The 17,575-nt window shown below is 63.4% G+C and carries 18 protein-coding genes and 1 tRNA gene; 7 read left to right on the forward strand and 12 right to left on the reverse strand.

Annotation, left to right across the window (positions count from 1 at the left end; all coding sequences use genetic code 11):
- The first annotated feature begins 133 nt into the window (after positions 1–133).
- Positions 134–1,648, forward strand: a complete 1,515-nt coding sequence (locus tag DXT74_RS10660) for a SpoVR family protein (RefSeq protein ID WP_043633356.1) — start codon at positions 134–136, stop codon at positions 1,646–1,648.
- Between the two features lie 223 nt (positions 1,649–1,871).
- Positions 1,872–2,510, forward strand: coding sequence for a GTP cyclohydrolase I FolE (gene folE, locus DXT74_RS10665; protein ID WP_043633360.1), 639 nt, complete (start codon positions 1,872–1,874; stop codon positions 2,508–2,510).
- Positions 2,511–2,514: 4 nt separating this feature from the next.
- Here the strand turns inward: folE and DXT74_RS10670 are convergent, their stop codons facing one another.
- From DXT74_RS10670 to DXT74_RS10685, 4 genes are read right to left on the reverse strand one after another with little or no spacing between them, the layout of a single operon-like run.
- Positions 2,515–3,294: an ABC transporter ATP-binding protein gene (locus DXT74_RS10670; protein ID WP_194427911.1), complete on the reverse strand. Its 780-nt coding sequence runs from the start codon at positions 3,292–3,294 to the stop codon at positions 2,515–2,517.
- On the reverse strand, positions 3,287–4,261 hold the full coding sequence (locus DXT74_RS10675; RefSeq protein WP_114153900.1) for an iron ABC transporter permease: 975 nt from the start codon (positions 4,259–4,261) through the stop codon (positions 3,287–3,289). Before DXT74_RS10675 ends, DXT74_RS10670 begins: the two co-directional genes overlap by 8 nt.
- A 35-nt stretch (positions 4,262–4,296) precedes the next feature.
- Positions 4,297–5,109, reverse strand: a complete 813-nt coding sequence (gene dapB, locus DXT74_RS10680) for a 4-hydroxy-tetrahydrodipicolinate reductase (protein WP_043590230.1) — start codon at positions 5,107–5,109, stop codon at positions 4,297–4,299.
- Positions 5,106–5,489: an outer membrane protein assembly factor BamE gene (locus DXT74_RS10685; protein ID WP_019101531.1), complete on the reverse strand. Its 384-nt coding sequence runs from the start codon at positions 5,487–5,489 to the stop codon at positions 5,106–5,108. The genes dapB and DXT74_RS10685 overlap by 4 nt, the downstream gene beginning before the upstream one ends.
- 93 nt (positions 5,490–5,582) lie before the next feature.
- Between DXT74_RS10685 and fur the strand changes: the two genes are divergently transcribed.
- From fur to DXT74_RS10700, 3 genes are read left to right on the forward strand one after another with little or no spacing between them, the layout of a single operon-like run.
- The gene (gene fur / locus DXT74_RS10690) at positions 5,583–6,008 is read left to right on the forward strand and encodes a ferric iron uptake transcriptional regulator (RefSeq protein WP_019101530.1); all 426 of its coding nucleotides are present in this window, start codon (positions 5,583–5,585) and stop codon (positions 6,006–6,008) included.
- A complete protein-coding gene (gene aat / locus DXT74_RS10695) occupies positions 6,005–6,706 on the forward strand; it encodes a leucyl/phenylalanyl-tRNA--protein transferase (RefSeq protein ID WP_019101529.1) in 702 nt (233 codons plus the stop codon). Before fur ends, aat begins: the two co-directional genes overlap by 4 nt.
- Positions 6,693–7,430 (forward strand): arginyltransferase, encoded by a 738-nt coding sequence (locus tag DXT74_RS10700; protein ID WP_039754930.1) that lies wholly within the window; start codon positions 6,693–6,695, stop codon positions 7,428–7,430. The genes aat and DXT74_RS10700 overlap by 14 nt, the downstream gene beginning before the upstream one ends.
- Before the next feature lie 258 nt (positions 7,431–7,688).
- Here the strand turns inward: DXT74_RS10700 and DXT74_RS10705 are convergent, their stop codons facing one another.
- The 8 genes from DXT74_RS10705 to DXT74_RS10740 form a co-directional block, all read right to left on the reverse strand.
- On the reverse strand, positions 7,689–8,156 hold the full coding sequence (locus DXT74_RS10705) for a glycine zipper 2TM domain-containing protein (protein ID WP_043633371.1): 468 nt from the start codon (positions 8,154–8,156) through the stop codon (positions 7,689–7,691).
- A gap of 115 nt (positions 8,157–8,271) precedes the next feature.
- Entirely contained in the window at positions 8,272–9,300 is a 1,029-nt protein-coding gene (locus DXT74_RS10710) for a quinone-dependent dihydroorotate dehydrogenase (protein WP_019101526.1), read from the reverse strand.
- Between the two features lie 58 nt (positions 9,301–9,358).
- The gene (locus DXT74_RS10715; RefSeq protein ID WP_019101525.1) at positions 9,359–9,949 is read right to left on the reverse strand and encodes a malonic semialdehyde reductase; all 591 of its coding nucleotides are present in this window, start codon (positions 9,947–9,949) and stop codon (positions 9,359–9,361) included.
- A gap of 28 nt (positions 9,950–9,977) precedes the next feature.
- The gene (gene motD, locus DXT74_RS10720) at positions 9,978–10,814 is read right to left on the reverse strand and encodes a flagellar motor protein MotD (protein WP_019101524.1); all 837 of its coding nucleotides are present in this window, start codon (positions 10,812–10,814) and stop codon (positions 9,978–9,980) included.
- Positions 10,815–10,833: 19 nt separating this feature from the next.
- Positions 10,834–11,775, reverse strand: coding sequence for a S49 family peptidase (locus tag DXT74_RS10725; RefSeq protein ID WP_194427912.1), 942 nt, complete (start codon positions 11,773–11,775; stop codon positions 10,834–10,836).
- A 40-nt stretch (positions 11,776–11,815) separates the two neighbouring features.
- The gene (locus DXT74_RS10730) at positions 11,816–12,178 is read right to left on the reverse strand and encodes a Rieske 2Fe-2S domain-containing protein (RefSeq protein ID WP_043633381.1); all 363 of its coding nucleotides are present in this window, start codon (positions 12,176–12,178) and stop codon (positions 11,816–11,818) included.
- The gene (locus DXT74_RS10735) at positions 12,154–12,813 is read right to left on the reverse strand and encodes an HAD-IA family hydrolase (protein WP_043633384.1); all 660 of its coding nucleotides are present in this window, start codon (positions 12,811–12,813) and stop codon (positions 12,154–12,156) included. Before DXT74_RS10735 ends, DXT74_RS10730 begins: the two co-directional genes overlap by 25 nt.
- 1 nt (position 12,814) lies before the next feature.
- Positions 12,815–13,750: an RluA family pseudouridine synthase gene (locus tag DXT74_RS10740; RefSeq protein ID WP_194427913.1), complete on the reverse strand. Its 936-nt coding sequence runs from the start codon at positions 13,748–13,750 to the stop codon at positions 12,815–12,817.
- A 522-nt stretch (positions 13,751–14,272) separates the two neighbouring features.
- On the opposite strand from DXT74_RS10740, the gene DXT74_RS10745 reads away from it, so the two are divergent.
- A complete protein-coding gene (locus DXT74_RS10745) occupies positions 14,273–17,215 on the forward strand; it encodes an Rne/Rng family ribonuclease (protein ID WP_194427914.1) in 2,943 nt (980 codons plus the stop codon).
- A 95-nt stretch (positions 17,216–17,310) separates the two neighbouring features.
- Positions 17,311–17,386, forward strand: a tRNA-Asn gene (locus DXT74_RS10750).
- Positions 17,387–17,575 lie beyond the last annotated feature (189 nt).

The raw sequence follows: 17,575 nt of genomic DNA on the forward strand, positions 1-17,575 counted from the left end.
AAGGTGGAAACGAGCGAAAAAGCGGAATGTACACATGGTACATGAGCATTTTGAGCTTGGTTTCAACGCCGTATCGCCGACGCGCAGCAGATCGTAAACAGGTTCTGAGCGGTCTTGCCAAGGGGGCAGCAACATGACACCCATTTCTACCGGGTCCGAATGGACCTTTGACCTGGTCAACGAGTATGACCGGCAGATACGCGCCATCGCGGTGGATGAATTCAAGCTGGATGTCTATCCCAATCAGCTGGAGGTCATCACCGCTGAGCAGATGATGGACGCCTACGCCTCGGTGGGCATGCCGGTCAATTATCACCACTGGAGCTACGGCAAGCATTTCGTCGCCACCGAGAAAAGCTATAAGCGTGGCCAGATGGGGCTGGCTTATGAAATCGTGATCAATTCCAACCCCTGCATCGCTTATCTGATGGAAGAAAACTCCATGACGATGCAGGCGCTGGTGATCGCCCACGCCGCCTACGGCCACAACAGCTTTTTCAAGGGCAACTATCTGTTCCGCGCCTGGACCGACGCCTCGGCCATCATCGATTACCTGGTATTCGCCAAGAGCTACATCACCAAGTGCGAGGAGCGCTACGGCATAGACGCGGTGGAAGAGTTGCTGGATAGCTGCCACGCGCTGATGAACTACGGCGTGGACCGCTACAAGCGGCCGCAGAAGCTGTCTTTGGCCAAGGAGCAGGCGCGCCAGGAAGAACGCGAGCAGTATCTGCAAATGCAGGTCAACGACCTGTGGCGCACCATTCCCAAGCGCGACAAGGACGGCAGCGACAAGGCGCCGCCGCGCTTTCCGCCGGAGCCGCAGGAAAACCTGCTCTACTTCATCGAAAAATCCGCGCCGCTGCTGGAGCCCTGGCAGCGCGAGGTGGTGCGCATCGTGCGCAAGGTGGCGCAGTATTTCTACCCGCAGCGTCAGACTCAGGTGATGAACGAGGGCTGGGCCACGTTCTGGCACTACACCATCCTCAATCGTCTGTACGACAAAGGCATGGTCACCGATGGTTTCATGATGGAGTTTTTGCAGAGCCACACCAATGTGGTGTATCAGCCGCCGGTGACGGCGCGTTGGTACAACGGCATCAACCCATATGCGCTGGGCTTTTCCATGTATCAGGACATCAAGCGCATCTGTGAAGCCCCCACCGATGAAGACCGCGCCTGGTTTCCGGACCTGGCCGGCACGCCGTGGCGCGAGTCCCTGGAGTTCGCGATGAAGAACTTCAAGGACGAGAGCTTCATTTCGCAGTATCTGTCGCCCAAGCTGATTCGCGATTTCCGCCTGTTCTCCATCCGCGACGACGACCACGACGACAAGCTGGAAGTGTCCGCCATCCACGACGATATGGGCTACCGCGACATTCGCGGCAAGCTAGCCGAGCAGTACAACCTGGGTTCGCGCGAGCCCAATATCCAGGTGTGGTCGGTCAATGTGCGCGGCGACCGCAGCCTGGTGCTGCGCCACACCATGCACAACCGGCGCCCGCTGGACGACAACAGCGCCAACGAAGTGCTCAAGCACGTGTGCCGGCTGTGGGGCTTCGATGTGAGGCTGGAGAGCGTGGACGGCAATGGCGATGTCAAGCAGAGCTATGAGATGAAATCCAATCTGGAAGGCGCGCGCGTGTAGCGGCGGCGGCCTGTGATATAGTCGCAAACCCGGGGCCGGCGTCGTCGCCCCGGGTTTTTCATGCCGCTGGCGGATGCAACTTTCCCTCCGGGCCGCTCTCGAATTCCTATTTCGATTGAAGCCGCTGCCCAAGAGCCGGCTCAAATTTGCGGGCCGGTTTTCGTTGCGCCATGCGCCGCCGGCGCGCAGCGGACGTTGAATCAGCGGTCACAAGGGAGACGATATGGACCATCAGCATTGCGATCATCCAGCGCCGGAGCGCGAACCCAAAGTGGGCGTGGAGCGGTTGCGGCCGTTCGACAAGGAGGCGTTTGAGCGCGCGGTGACCGATTTGCTGACCGCATGCGGCTTTCAGCCGCAAGGCGATCCGCATCTGGGCAGGACCGCGGAGCGGGTCAGCGCGTTCTGGCGGGACCGCTTGCTGGACGGCTACGCCGCTGATCCCAGCGAGGTGCTGGGCTGCGGCTTTGAAGACAACTCCCGCGAGATGGTCATCATCAGCAATATCTCCATCCACAGCCTGTGTCCGCATCACCTGGTGCCGTTCGAGGGCATTGCCCACGTGGCCTACATTCCCGGCGGGCGGCTGCACGGTTTCGGCCGCATCGCGCGCTTGATTGACGTGATCTCGCACCGTTTGAATTATCAGGAATGGATTTGCCAGGAGGTGGCGGACGCCTTGGTGCGGCACGGCATGGCCAAGGGCGCGGCCTGCGTGATCCAGGCCAAGCAGATGTGCTTGCAGCTGGGGGAAAACCGGCGCGGCGCGGAGGCGGTGATCACTCAGGGCTTTGCCGGAGAAGTGAGCGAGGCCGACCGCGCGCGTTTTCTCAGCGAGTGCAAGCAGGCCCCGCACCGCTGAGCGCTTAGTCTGGGTGCGGGTGGGGCAAGGGCACGAAAGCCCGCAAGGCATGCTCTTGGCTGCTCAGCTCCGCCAGCCGCACGCCGTAAACCGCTTCCAGTGTTTCCCGCCGCATGATCTGCGCCGTGGGCCCGAAGCCTGCGGCGCGTCCTTCGTTCAATAGCAGCACATTGTCGGCATGGCGCAGCGCCAGGTTCAGATCGTGCACCACCGCCAGCGCGCCGATATTCAGTTCGCGGCAGATGCGGGCCACTTGCGCCAGCAGCGCGTCCGCCATCGCGAAGTCCAGCGCGGCGGTGGGTTCGTCCAGCAGGAGATAGCGTTCCGCGTCCGCAGAAGCCAACAGCTGGCACAGCGCGCGCGCCAAGTGAGCGCGTTGCTGTTCGCCGCCGGACAGCGTGCGCGCCTGGCGTTGCGCCAGTTCCTCGGTACAGCTCAGTTCCATCGCCCGGCGGCAGGCGTCGGCGGCATCGCCTAGCAGGTAGGCGCCGGACTGAATCAGCTCCAGCGTGCTCCAGCCCGCCGGCGTCAACGGGTTTTGCTCCACCACCGCGCGTTGGCGCGCCAGTTCCGCGGCGGATTGGCCGCGCAGCGGCCGCCCGGCCATCCACACCTCGCCGGCGCTGGGAGCGTACAAGCCGGCCAGCATGCCCAGCAAGCTGCTTTTGCCGGCTCCGTTGGGGCCTAGCACTATATTGAGTTTGCCCGGCGCCACGCGCAGGGAAACCGACTCCACCAAGAGGCGGCCCTGGCGGGAGAGGCTGACGGCGCGCGCTTCAAGCATGGCTGTCCTTTTCCGCGCTTTGCCGCAGCAGCCACAGGAAGAACGGCGCGCCTATCAGGCTGGTGATCACGCCCACCGGCAGCTCGCTGGGCGCCAGCAGGCTGCGCGCCAGCCAGTCCGAGGCGATGGCCAGCAGCGCGCCCAGCATGGGCGCTATCCAGAGCAACCGGCGCGCGTTGCCGCCCACCAATTGGCGAGCCAGGTGAGGGCCCATCAGGCCGATGAAGCCTATCATGCCGCAGGCGGACACCACCAAGCCGGCGGCCAGGGCGGCGAGAACCACCACCTGCCATTCGCGGCGGCGGACTTCGAAGCCCAAGTGAAAGGCGGCGGTTTCGCCCAATTGCAGCGCGTTGAGAAAACGCCATTGCCGGTGCAGCGCCAGCCAGACCAGCGGCGCGGCTGCGGACAGCAAGAGGGTTTGCGGCCAGTCCACGCTGGCGAAGCTGCCCATCAGCCAGAAAATCACCACGCGCAAGGAGCCGTCGGGCAGAGTGGTGATCAGCAAGGTCAGCAGGCTGCCCAGCAAGGAACTGATGGCCAGGCCGCTGAGGATCAGCCGGCTGCCGCCTTGTTGAGTCTGGCCCAGCAGGCGGATCAGCAATAAGGAAGACAGGCCGCCGACAAAGGCGGACGCGGACACCGCGTAGAGGCCGGCGCCCAGGCTCAGCGCCGCGGCGGCGGCCAGCGCCGCGCCGCTGTTGATGCCGATCAGGCCGGGCTCGGCCAGCGGATTGCGGAAACGCGCTTGCACCGCCGCGCCGGCGCTGGCTAGCAAGGCGCCGGCGCTGGCGCTGGCCAGCAGACGCGGCAGGCGCAATTCCAGCAGCAGCTGCCATTCCAGTTCCGGCGGCGGATGGCCGGCCAGCAAAAGGGACGCGTCCATGCCGCTGCCGTGCAGCAGTGAAACCAAGGAGAGCAGGATCAGGCCGACGGAGAGGCCCAGGGTCAGCGGAAGGAGGCGCATGGGAAGGGGGCGGGGAGCGGGCTCCCCGCCGGCGCTCAGCGCAGGCCCAGCACGTCCTGCATATCGAACAGGCCGTGCGGTTTGTCGGCCAGCCAGCGTGCGGCGCGCACCGCGCCGTTGGCGAAGGTGGCGCGGCTGGAAGCCTTGTGGCTGATTTCGACGCGCTCGCCGATGGCGGCGAATAAGGCGGTGTGGTCGCCGACCACGTCGCCGCCGCGCACGGTGGCGAAGCCTATGGTTTGCGGGTCGCGTTCGCCGGTCACGCCTTCGCGGCCGTAGACGGCGCACTCGTTCAAATCGCGGCCCAGCGCGTCGGCGATCACCTCGCCCATGCGCAGGGCGGTGCCGGACGGCGCGTCCACTTTATGGCGGTGGTGGGCTTCGATGATTTCGATGTCGTAGCCGTCGTTCAGCACCCGCGCCGCCATGTCCAGCAGCTTGAAGGTGAGGTTGACGCCCACGCTGAAATTAGCGGCGAATACAATGCCGATCTTGTCGCCGGCGGCGCGGATAGCCGCCTTGCCGGCCTCGTCGAAGCCGGTGGTGCCGATGATCATCCGCACGCCGCGCTCGGCGCAGGCCGCCAGGTGTTCCAGCGTGCCTTCCGGTCGGGTGAAGTCGATGACGGCGTCGGCCCCTTCCAGCGCCTGGAGGAAGTCGCCGCTGATCTTGACGCCGGTGTGCCGGCCGATGAATAGGCCGGCGTCCTGGCCGATGAACTCCGAACCGGGGCGGTCCACCGCGGCGTGTAGCGCCACGCCCGGCGCGGCCAGCGTCGCTTCTATCAGGGTCTTGCCCATGCGGCCGCCGGCGCCGACGATCACCAGTTTCAGCGGGTTGGCGCTCATGGCTTGGCTTCCTGGGCGGGAGCGGAGGCGGTCAGCGGCGGGCGTTCGGCCGGCTGCGCCTGGCCTTCCACGCGCTCCAGCACGTCGCCGTTGAAGTAGACGGTCAGCAGGCGGTTGCTGCTTTTGTCCAGCTTGCCCTGCTTGATGTCGCTGTAGGTGTAGTCCCAGCGGTTGGCGTGAAACGCGTCGGCCAGTAGCGGAGAACCCAACAGGAAACGCACCTGCGAGCGGGTCATGCCCGGTTTAAGTTTGGCTACGGCATCCTCTGTGACATAATTGCCCTGCTGGATTTCCATCTTGTGCGGGCTGAGCCAGTTCAGGGGGTTCATCGAACTGCAGCCGGAGAGGGCAATGACGGCGGCAAAAATCAGGGCGCGCATGATACTCCGTGACCGAAAAGTTATGAGGCGGTAATTAGGCAAAGCCGTGAAAAGGCTTTATCATGATCTGAAATCGACCCACTTTATATCACGATGAGCAAAGCCAGTCACCTTAAAGATATCGGCCTCAAGGCCACCGGCCCGCGTTTGAAAATCCTCGATCTGTTTGAGGAAGAGCACGCTGGCCACATGTCGGCGGAAGATGTCTATCGCAAGCTGCTTGCGGAAAATATCGACATCGGCCTTGCCACCATTTACCGCGTGCTGACGCAGTTCGAGCAAGCGGGCATTTTGGTGCGCCACCATTTTGAAACCGGCAAAGCCGTGTACGAGCTGAACCAGGGCGGCCATCATGATCATATGGTGTGCGTCAGCTGCGGCAAGGTGGTCGAGTTCTTCGATCCGGAGATTGAAGCGCTGCAAGACCGCATCGCGGAGCAGCACGGTTTCCGCATCGTCGATCACGCGCTGTACATGTACGGCGAGTGCCCGGACTGCCTCAACGCCAAAAAGGCATGATTCCCTGGCTCGGTCCTGAGCCGGTTTTCCCTCCGGTGCGGCTGGCTCTGCGCGAACCCAACGGTTTGCTGGCCGCTGGAGGCGATTTATCCCCGCAGCGCATCCTGGCTGCTTACTCCCAAGGCATCTTTCCCTGGTTTTCCGAAGGCGAGCCTATCTTGTGGTGGTCTCCGGCGCCGCGCATGGTGCTGTGCCCGGACGAACTGAAAGTCAGCCGGTCCATGGATAAAGTGCTGCGCAACCAGCGCTATGAAATCCGCGTGGACACCGCGTTTCGCGAGGTGATGTCGGCCTGCGCCGAACCCAGAACCCAGCAGCAGGGCACCTGGATCGTGCCGGAGATGGTGGACGCGTATTGTCGTTTGCACCGCTTGGGCTACGCGCATTCCTTCGAGACCTGGATAGACGGCGAACTGGCCGGCGGCCTGTACGGCATTGGTCTGGGCTTGATGTTCTATGGCGAATCCATGTTTTCCCGTCGCAGCAACGCGTCCAAACTGGCCTTCATCCACATGGTGCGTCATTTGCGCGAGCAGGGGGTGACAATGATAGATTGCCAGATGCACACCCGTCATTTGCAGAGCTTGGGCGCCAAGCTGGTTTCGCGTCAGACATTTCTTGCTACTCTGAAAGAGAATGCCCGACGGGCGCAGCCCGCCGCGATGTGGAACTACCGGTATACCAATGAGCCATCGTGATCCCGGCCCGACAGTGGCCATCCATTTTTACGCCACCGCGCCCTATCCGTGCAGCTATCTGGCGGGGCGTCAGGCGCGCTCGCAAGTGGCGATCCCGGCGGAGGCGATCGATGGCGAGGTTTACAGCCAACTGGTGAAGCTGGGGTTTCGCCGCAGCGGCCTGTATACCTACCGTCCTTATTGCGACAGCTGCCAGGCGTGCGTGCCGGTGCGGATTCCGGTGGAGCGCTTCGCGCCCAGCCGTACTCAGCGCAAGGTGGCGCGCAGGCTGGAGGCGATGCAGGTGCGTTTGCTGCCGTTGGAGTTCAACGCCGAGCACTACGCCTTGTACCGCTGGTATCAGCAGTCGCGGCACGCCGGCGGCGGCATGTCGGACGACGATCCGCAACAGTACTCGGAGTTCATTCTTAAAAGCGGGGTGGACAGCATGCTGGCGGAGTTTCGCCTGGACGGGGAATTGAAGATGGTCAGCCTGATCGATCGTCTGTCCGACGGACTGTCCGCGGTGTACACCTTCTACGATCCGGACGACGCCAAGTCCAGCCTGGGCGTGTTCAACGTGCTGTGGCAGGCGGAGCTGACGCAGCGGCTGGGGCTGCCGCACTTGTATCTGGGCTATTGGATACGCGAATGCCAGAAGATGTCCTACAAGGCGATGTATCAGCCCTTGCAGGCTTTGATGGATGGGCGCTGGGTGGAGCTGCCCAGGCCGCGGGACGAGTGAGACCTGTTCAAAGTCTGCTGCGCTTCAGCGATGCGGCCTTGAAAACGAGCTCAAAATGCTCATGTACCCGTCGACCATTCCGCCTTTCGCTCGTTTTCGCCTTGTCTCGCCCTTGCTCGCGAGATCGTAAACACGTTCTGAGAGAAGCTATGTGAAAAAAGCCGGCGCGAGCGCCGGCTTTTTTATTGCGGACACCGTCCGCCTTAGAGCCCGTTTGGCGCCGTATCGCAGGCGCGCATCGGGTTCTCGTGCCGTTGCTTAGAACGGCACCACGCGGTCGTTGCCGCCGCCGGTCAGCACGCGCACGCGCTGGTTGGCGGTGAACGGAATGTCGGCTTCCTGCACGATGGAGATCATGCGACCGGAACCGTCCAGCTTGACGGTGATTTCCAGCGCGTTCTTGCTCAGGCCGCGTTGAGCGGCCTGGGCGCCGAAGCCGCCGGCCAGCGCGCCTACTATGCCGCCGGCGATCTGGCCTTTGCCGCCGCCGATATTGCTGCCGGCCAGGCCGCCCAGCGCGGCGCCGCCCAGGGTCAGCAGCTCATTGTTGCTGCCTTCCATTTTCACGTTCTGAACCGACACCACGGTGCCCAGCTGCACGGTCTGCGCCTGGCGCATCTGGCCCTTGGAATAGACGGCCGCGGAGTCGGAGGTGGCGCAGCCGGTGAGCACGCCGGCGCTCAGCAGCGCGATGGCGGAAAGACGAATCAGTTTTTTGGCGTTCATAAGAGTGAGTCCCATGTTTATATAAGCGAGCCGGTTTGCCCCGGGATTGTCGCCGCGGGCCTGTCGCCGGGTTTCCGGTGTCGGAGCGCCCGTGCGCGGCCGCGCATGCTGTTGTTTAGGGTTTGGCGCGCGCTGCGATCGCATTCGCGCATTCGGCCACCAGCGCCGGGCCTCGGTAGATCAGGCCGCTGTAGACTTGAACCAGACTGGCGCCGGCATCCAGTTTTTCCACGGCGTCCCGCCCGGACAGGATGCCGCCAACTCCTATGATAGGCAGAGCGCCGTCAAGTTCCTTGGCTAATTTGCGAATAACTGTTGTCGAACGGTCTTTGACCGGCGCGCCGGACAGGCCGCCGGCTTGATCCGCCAGCGGATGGCCGGCCACCGCCTCGCGCGACAGCGTGGTGTTGGTGGCGATGACGCCGTCGATGCGATGTTCGGTCAACAGGCGGGCGATGGCAATGACTTGATCGTCGTCCAGATCCGGGGCGATTTTCAGCGCCAGCGGCACGTGGCGGCCGTGTTTGTCGGCCAGCGCTTGCTGGCGTTGCTTCAATTGCGCCAGCAGCCGGCCCAGTTCGTCGCCCTCCTGCAATTGGCGCAGGTTCTTGGTATTGGGCGAGGAGATGTTGACGGCGACATAGCTGGCGTAAGCGTAGACTTTGTCGAGACAAGCCAGGTAGTCGTCAGCGGCGTTTTCTATCGGGGTGGCGGCGTTCTTGCCGATATTGATGCCGAGCACGCCTTGGAATTTGCAGCGGCGCACATTGTCCAGCAGGGTGTCCACGCCCAGGTTGTTGAAGCCCATGCGGTTGATGATGGCTTGGTGTTCCGGCAGACGGAACAGCCGCGGCTTGGGGTTGCCCGGCTGGGGCCTTGGGGTGACGGTGCCGATTTCGATGAAGCCGAAGCCCAGCGCGGCCAAAGCGTCGATATGCGCTCCATTCTTGTCCAGCCCGGCGGCGAGCCCCACCGCGTTGGGGAAGGTCAGGCCCATGGCTTGCACCGGTTTGCGAGCGGCGCTTTGGCAGGTCAGCGCGCTCAGGCGCAGCTTGTGCGCCTGGTCCAGCATGGCCAGCGTCTGTTCATGGGCGGTCTCTGCGTCAAAGCGGAACAGCAGCGGGCGCAGAAGCGAATAGAGCATCTTGATTCTCCAGGCAGCAAAATGCCCGGCATTATAACCGGGCATGCGTGAGGGGGGATTAAAGAATCTGGCAGGCTTCGTCGAACTCGAAGCGCGGCGAACGCGGGTAGAGCTTGTCGGCGGCGCCGTAGCCCAGGTTGACCAGGAAGTTGGACTTGAAGCGTCCGTCCGGGAAGAAGGCCTGGTCCACCGCGGCGTTGTCGAAGCCGGACATCGGGCCGCAGTCCAGCCCCAAGGAGCGAGCGGCCAGCAGCAGGTAGCCGCCTTGCAGGCTGCTGTTGCGCGCGGCGGTGGCCTGGATCGCCGCGTCGTTGCCTTCAAACCAGCTTCTGGCGTCGGCGTGCGGGTAGAGTTTGGGCAGGTGTTCGTAGAAGCGCATGTCCTGGGCCACGATCACGCATACCGGCGCGGCCATGGTTTTTTCGACGTTGCCTTCGGCCAGGCAGGGCTTGAGCTTGGCCTTGGCGGCGTCGCTTTGCACAAAGATGAAGCGAGCCGGCGAGCAGTTGGCGCTGGTGGGCGCCATTTTCAGCAGGTCGAACAGCTGGTGCAGCGTTTCGGCGCTGACCGGACGGTCTTGCCAGTGGCTGTGGGTGCGGGCGTTGAGGAACAGCTGTTCCAGCGCGGAATGATGAATCGGGGTGCTCATATCGTGCTCCTCTTGAGAAACAGGGGTGTTAGCGGCCATTGGCCATGGATGCGTCTTGCGGCGACAACACTTCGGCGTCGCTCAGCCCGCTCGCCAATACGGTGATGGCGACGCGGCGGTTGCTGGCGCGGCCGTCGGCGGTGGCGTTGTCGCCCACCGGGAGGTTGGCTCCGCGGCCCACCGCCACCAATCGCTCCGGCTTGATGCCGTTTTCCTGGAACAGGCGCACTACGCTGCCGGCTCGCGAGGCGGACAGCTCCCAGTTGGATGGGAAATAGGAGTTGCGGATGGGTACGGTGTCCGTGAAGCCTTCCACCCGGATCGGGTTGTCCACCTTGGCCAGTTGCAGCGCCATATTGGCCATCAGTTGGCGAGACTGTTCGTTGGGCTGCGCCTGTCCTGTGGGAAAGAGCGCGGTGTCGCGGATGTCGATGGTGACGCCCTTGCTGCTGTGCGTGATGGTGACCTGGCCGCTCTTCACCAGCGGGTCCATGACTTTGGCCAGATCCTGCGTCAGGTTGGCGAGCCGGGTTTTTTCATCGCCCTGGGCCGAGCCGGTATTGGCTTTTTTCTCGGCCTGATGTTCTCCCTTGACCGCCTTGGCTATTGGCTTGGTCTCGGGGATTTCTATCATGGTGTTGGCCCCGCCGCTGGGCGGGGTGGTGTTGACGCTGATGGTGGAGCCTGAGCGGAAGGCGTCCACGATGGCGGAGGAGAGCACGCGGTATTTGCCCTCGTTGACCGAGGAGATCGCGTACATCACCACGAAGAAGGCGAACAGCAGGGTGATGAAGTCGGCGTAGGAAACCAGCCAACGTTCATGGTTCTCGTGTTCTTCTTCTTGCCGTTTTCTTCTGCGCGCCATGGTGTGCCTTGCCGATTGATCAGAACAGCTTGGTGTCGAACAGACTCTTCACGCCGCCGGCGAACTCCACGCCAATCTTGCGCGCCACGCGGCTGGACAGGTCGTCTTGCTGAGTATAGTCGACGGTTTTCTCCGCCTTGATCACGTCGCGCGCCACCGAGCGCACCGTGCCCAAGCCGTCGGCCAGGCCCAGCGGAATGCTTTTCTCTCCCAGCCACACCATGCCGGAGAACAGCTGCGGATCGTTGGCCAGGCGCTGCCCGCGTCCGGTTTTGACCGCCGCGATGAATTGCTGATGGATGTCGTCCAGCAATTGTTGACGGATGGCTTCTTGCTTGGGGTTGACCGGGGAGAAGGGGTCGCCCATCGCCTTATTCTCGCCGGAGGTGCGCAGGCGGCGGTCCACGCCCAGTTTTTCCATGGCGCCGGTGAAGCCGAAACCGTCGGACAGCACGCCGATGGAGCCTACGATGCTGGCTTTGTCGACGAAGATCTTGTCGGCGGCGGAGGCGATGTAATAGCAGCCGGACGCGCAGACCTCGCTGACCACCACGTAGACCGGGACCGCCGGATGCAGCTTCTTCTGGCGGCGGATCTCGTCATAAGCCATGCCGGACAGCACCGGGCTGCCGCCCGGGCTGTTGGCGTCGATAATGATGCCCTTGGTGCTCTTGTCGCCGTAGGCGTCCGTCAGCGCCTGGCTCAGCTTGTTGGCGGTGTCGCTCTGGCTGTCGATCACGCCTTCCAGCGTGATGACGGCGGTGTGTCCGGCGCCGGAGAGGCCGGCCGCGGCCTTGTCCTCGTTGCGCATGAACAGGCTGAACAGCACGAAGCCGATGATGATCAGCCAGATCATGCGGAAGAAAATCTTCCATTGGCGGGCGCGGCGTTGTTCCACCAGCGCGGCGCTGGCCAGTTTTTCCAGCAATTGGCGTTCCCAATGGTTGGAGGTGTCGCTCATGTGTGGTGCTCCCTGAATAATTCCAGGAGTCTAGCAAAGTTCACGACGGCATGACATTGATGCAGATATTGCCGTCCTGTTCGAAGACGGGCACGGCGATCAGCCGCTGGCCGCGGCAGGGGCCGGACACGCAATAGCCGGTGTGCGCTTCGTAGCAGGCGCCGTGCATGCTGCATACCAGATAACGGCCGCTGAGGTCGAAGACTTCGCCGTCGCGCAAATCCAGCTCCACCGGGATGTGGCGGCAGGCGTTGACGTAAGCGTAGACCTTGCCGCGGTAGCGCACGGCGAAGGCGGACAGCGGGGGCGCGCCGTCCGCCTGTTCGATCTCGAAGCGCCAGGCGCGGCCGCCGTCCTGAAGCTCGGCCGCGGCGCAGATTACCCGAGTTTCGGCAGCAGCCATGTCTGCAGCTCGGGGTAGGAATGGAACAGCGCCAGCGGTCCGCAGCTTTCCAGGTGTTCGCTGTCGTGGGCGCCGAAGCTGACCCCCACGCTATGGCAGCCGGCGTTGCCGGCCATCAGCAAGTCGTGGCTGGTGTCGCCTATCATAAGCGTGCGGCGAGGGTCCGCGCCCAGCATCTCGGTCAGCGACAGCAGCATGTCCGGGTGCGGCTTGGAATGGCATTCGTCCACCGTGCGGGTGGCGTGGAACAGGGGGCCGAGTCCGGTTTGCTCCAGCAGGCGGTTGAGGCCGGCGCGGCTGTTGCCGGTGGCCACCGCCAGAAAAACGCCGCTGTCCGCGACGGCGTTCAGGCACTCCACAGCGCCGTCGAACAAGGTCACTTGATGCTGGTTGGCGTGGTAATGATGGCGGAAGGCTTCGGTCAGGCGCGGCAACTGCTCGGCGGTGGCGGCCGGGCAGGCTTGTTGCAGCGCCTCGGCCAGCCGCAGGCCGATGACATGGCTGGCCTGTTCGCGGCTGGGAACGGGCAGGGACAGGTCGGCGCAAGCCTGCTGGATGGACTGGCTGATGTGGGCGGTGGAGTCCATCAAGGTGCCGTCCCAGTCGAAGACGACCAGATCGAAGCGAGTGTTCATCTCATGACCTCAAGATTTTCAGGAAGCGCTCCAGTTCCGGCGGCAGCGGCGCTTCCAGTTTCAAGGGTTCGCCGGTCAGCGGGTGGGGCAGGGACAGGCTGCGCGCGTGCAGGAACATGCGTTTCATGCCGCGCTTGGCCAGTTCCTTGTTGAGCGCGAAGTCGCCGTATTTCTCGTCGCCGGCGATCGCGCAGCCGTTGGCCTGCATGTGCACGCGGATCTGGTGGGTGCGGCCGGTGCGCAGGTGCGCTTCCACCAGCGTGAATTCCGCAAAGCGTTCCTTGATCGCGAAATTAGTGTGCGCGTACTGGCCGTTTTCGGCGTCGCTGACCCTCACGCGGCGTTCGCCGTCCGGAGTGTGGAACTTGAACAGCGGCAGCTTGACCTGGCGGGCGTCCTCCGGCCACTGGCCTATGCCCAGCGCCAGGTAGCGTTTGTCCGGCACATTGGCGCGCATCATGTCGTGCAGCTTGGTCAGCGCGGAGCGCTTTTTGGCCAGCATCAAGAGGCCGGAAGTTTCGCGGTCCAGCCGGTGCACCAGCTCCAGGTAGCGCCAGTCCGGGTGGGCCTGGCGCAGCTGCTCGATCACGCCGAACGACACGCCGCTGCCGCCGTGCACCGCCACGCCGGCCGGTTTGTCTATCACCAGCAGCGCGTTGTCTTCGTAGACCACCGGAAAGGTGGCGGCCGGCACGTTCTTTTCCGCGCGTTCGGCCACGCGGATGGGCGGAATGCGCAACTCGTCGCCGGCCTGCACGCGGTAGGCGGCGTCGATGCGGCCCTTGTTCACCCTCACCTCGCCGGAGCGCAGGATGCGGTAGATATGGCTTTTGGGCACGCCCTTGAGCAAACGCACCAGATAGTTGTCGATGCGTTGGCCGGCGTCGCCGTCGTCCACTTGGACGAAGGAGACGGAATCTTTGCGAATGTCTGTCATATTGCTTATACTTCTGGCGCTGTCCCAAGGTGTGTTGCACCAAGATGACGGCGAAATGTCAAGCCAAGGTCACGGCATGTTGCGTGGCGCTGCTGCAAGAGGTTAGAGACGGCCGGCAGGGGTTTACAGACCCTGACCTGATGCCGCTCGCGACGTTTGCAGCCAAGGTTAACTCGCTCACCGAAAAGCAGCGATGGTAATGCATTTGTACGCATAACGCACTCACGAGTATTCCATTTCCTGATGCTAAGCCAGTCAGGAAATTTTGCAGCGAAGTTTGACCCGGCATGCTAGCCCCCCTGCACTGTATGTCCTGCCTTTTGAGGCAGGCCGGCGATCCCGGAGCGCCAATTGCGCACATGAGTCAGGTCTGCGTGTGATCGATTTTCAGGAAGTAGGCTTGTCAAAACTGTTTTTTTCGATCTTTACATCGACACTTCTTTCGGAAAGCGCCCATCAATAGTCACTGGGCCGTCAAATACTGGCTGCATCCCTTGCGTGAGTGCCGCGCAAGGAATGTAAATGAAACGCATGTTGTTCAACGCAACGCAGGCTGAAGAGCTGCGCGTTGCCATTGTCGACGGGCAGAAGCTCGTCGACCTCGATATCGAGACTGTAGGCAAAGAGCAGCGCAAGGGGAATATCTATAAGGGTGTGATTACCCGTATCGAGCCCTCCCTTGAGGCTTGTTTTGTCGATTACGGCACCGAACGCCACGGCTTCCTGCCGTTCAAAGAGGTGTCCCGTTCCTATTTCCAGGGCTATGACGGCGGCCGTCCGCGCATTCAGGACGTGCTGCGCGAAGGCATGGAAGTCATCGTGCAGGTGGAGAAGGACGAACGCGGCAACAAGGGCGCGGCGCTGACCACCTATATCAGCCTGGCTGGCCGTTACCTGGTGCTGATGCCCAACAACCCGCGCGGCGGCGGCGTATCGCGCCGCATCGAGGGCGAGGAGCGTCAGGAACTGAAGGACCTGCTGTCGCAGCTGGAAGTGCCGCACGGCATGAGCCTGATCGCCCGCACCGCCGGCATTGGCCGCAACCTGGAAGAACTGCAGTGGGACCTGGGTTACCTGATGCAGCTGTGGCGCGCGATTGAAGGCGCGGCCGGCGCTCAGAACGGGCCGTTCCTGATTCTGCAGGAAGGCAGCCTGGTGATCCGCGCGATCCGCGACTATTTCCATCCGGACATCGGCGAAGTGCTGATCGACACCGAGGAAATCTACGATCAGGCCCGTCAGTTCATGAGCCATGTGATGCCCAACATGCTGTCGCGTGTGAAGCTGTACAAGGATCATGTGCCGCTGTTCTCCCGTTTCCAGATCGAGCACCAGATCGAAACCGCCTTTTCGCGCAGCGTGCAGCTGCCGTCCGGCGGCGCCATCGTGATCGATCACACCGAAGCGCTGGTGTCCATCGACGTCAACTCCGCGCGCGCCACCAAGGGCGCCGACATCGAAGACACCGCGGTCAAGACCAACCTGGAGGCGGCCGAGGAAATCGCCCGCCAGCTGCGCTTGCGCGACCTGGGCGGCCTGGTGGTGATCGACTTCATCGATATGGAAAGCGCCAAGAACCAGCGCGACGTGGAAAACCGTTTGCGCGACGTGCTGAAGCATGACCGCGCTCGCGTCCAGATGGGCAAGCTGTCCCGCTTTGGCCTGCTGGAGCTCTCGCGTCAGCGTCTGCAGCCCAGCCTGGGCGAAACCAGCCATGAAACCTGCCCGCGCTGCCACGGCATCGGCTTCATCCGCGGCACCGAGTCCTCCGCTCTGCACATCCTGCGCATCATCCAGGAAGAGGCGATGAAGGAGAACACCGGCGCGGTTCACGCGCAGGTGCCGGTGGACGTGGCCACCTTCTTGCTCAACGAAAAGCGTTCCGAAATCCATTCGATCGAAGAGCGTCTGGACGTGGACGTGGTGCTGATCCCGAACATTCATCTGGAAACCCCGCATTACAAGATCGTGCGCGTGCGCCACGACGATGTGGCCGAAGCCGGCGAAGCGCCGAGCTACAAGCGGGTGGAGGTGCAGGAAGAAGACGTGATCACCAACTTCGGCCTTGAAAAGCCGAAGCTGGAGCGCCAGGAAGCCGCGGTCAAAGGCATTACCCCGCAACAGCCGGCGCCGTCGGTAGCGGCCAAGGTGGCTGAGCCTGAGCCTGGCCTGTTCGGCAAGTTGGGCGCTTGGGTCAAGAGCCTGTTCGCCGAGCCGGAAGCGGCCGCTCAACCGGCCGAGAAGAAAAAGCCGGTGGCGCAGCCGCAGCAGCGCGGCAACCGCCAGCGTAACGCCGAACGCCGCCCGGGTGGCCAGGCGCGTCGTGAACACGAGCAGCGCCGTCAGGGCGCCGACGAGGCCAAGCCGCGTCGTCCGGAGCGCACCGAACGCGGCGAGCGTCAGGACGGCGAGCGTCAGGAGCGTCCGGAGCGCAAGGAGCAGCCGCAACGCGAAGAGCGCCAGGAGCGCGGCGAGCAGCCGCGCAACAGTCGCCGCCGCGAGCGCGAAAACGGCCGCGAAGGTGGTCGTGAAAGCCGCGAGCCCCGCGAACTGAAGGACGCGCAGCGTCAGCAGCCGGCGCGCGAAGAAGCGCCGCAAGAGCGTCCTGAGAAGTTGGAAAAGCAGGAGCGTCCGCAGCAGGAGCCGCGCCGTCGTCAGGTGCCGCAGGCGGAAGAGCAGGCTTTGGAGCTGAACAAGCCGGCGGCCGACGAGGTTCGCGCCGAGGGCGACGCCGAGCAGCAGGAGCGCAATGAGCGTCGCCGCCGTCGCAGTCGTCGTGATCGTCGTCGCGACGATCCGTCCGCTGCGCCGCAGGAAGAGGGTGCTGCTCTGCCGGCGGCGGAAGCTGCGCCGGTTGCGGCAGTGGCCGCAGTTGTTGTCGGCGCGGTAGCGGCGGAAGTCGCCGTGGACGCGGTGGCGGAAACGGTTCCGGCCGCGGCGCCTGAAGCCCCTGTGCTTGAGCCGGTGGTTGAGCCCGTTGTTGTCGAAACGGCGCAGCCGGTGCGGGAAGCGTTCGAAGCAGTGGCTGCGGCCCCCGTGCTTGAGTCCGCTGCGGCGGCTGAACCGGAATTGCCGGTAGTTGAAGCGGCCGCGGCGGCTGAGGCTGCTCCGGTTGTTGAGACGGCTCCGGTTGAAGTGGCTGTTGTGGTGGAGGCTGTCGAAGCGTTTGCCGCGGCGGAGCCGACGCTTGCGCCGGAACCGGTTGCCCTGGCCGCGCAAAGCGAGCCGGAGCAGGCGGAGCCGGAAGTCGAGGTGCCGGTGGTGATTGAAACCCGCGCCGTGGCCGCGTCTGAACCGGTAAGCCTGGGCGGCTTGGTGATGGTGTCCACCAAGTCGGTGGTCGAGGCGCCCGCTGTGCAAGAGCCGGTGGTGCCGGCTGGGCCGCGTCGTCGCGACGTGACTCGTCAGGCTCAGCAAGAGGTTGCTCCGGCGGAGCTGGTGCAGGTGGAAACCCGCAATCCTTGAGCGCGGTTTGAGATCCGGGGCGCAGGCATTTTGCGCTCCGGGTATTGACGCTGCCTTGGTGCTTGGTTAATATACCCCTCTCTCGCAAGAGATGTTCCCTGATAGCTCAGTTGGTAGAGCGACGGACTGTTAATCCGCAGGTCGCAGGTTCGAGCCCTGCTCGGGGAGCCAAAATTCAAAGGCCACGCATTGCGTGGCCTTTTTCCATTTCCGCGCGTTCGTCGCGGCCTTTTCTCTGTTTCTCGCCGCTCCGGCGGGTTCCCCGATTGATTGCGCTAAGCAATTTTAACAGTTTGCTTCCCATTCCATACGTCATATAACACAAGCTAATGGCGGCTTGACTGTCTTGCTGGCCGCTTG

Origin of the sequence: Chromobacterium sp. Rain0013, assembly GCF_015291765.1 — a bacterium.
GTDB lineage: Bacteria > Pseudomonadota > Gammaproteobacteria > Burkholderiales > Chromobacteriaceae > Chromobacterium > Chromobacterium haemolyticum.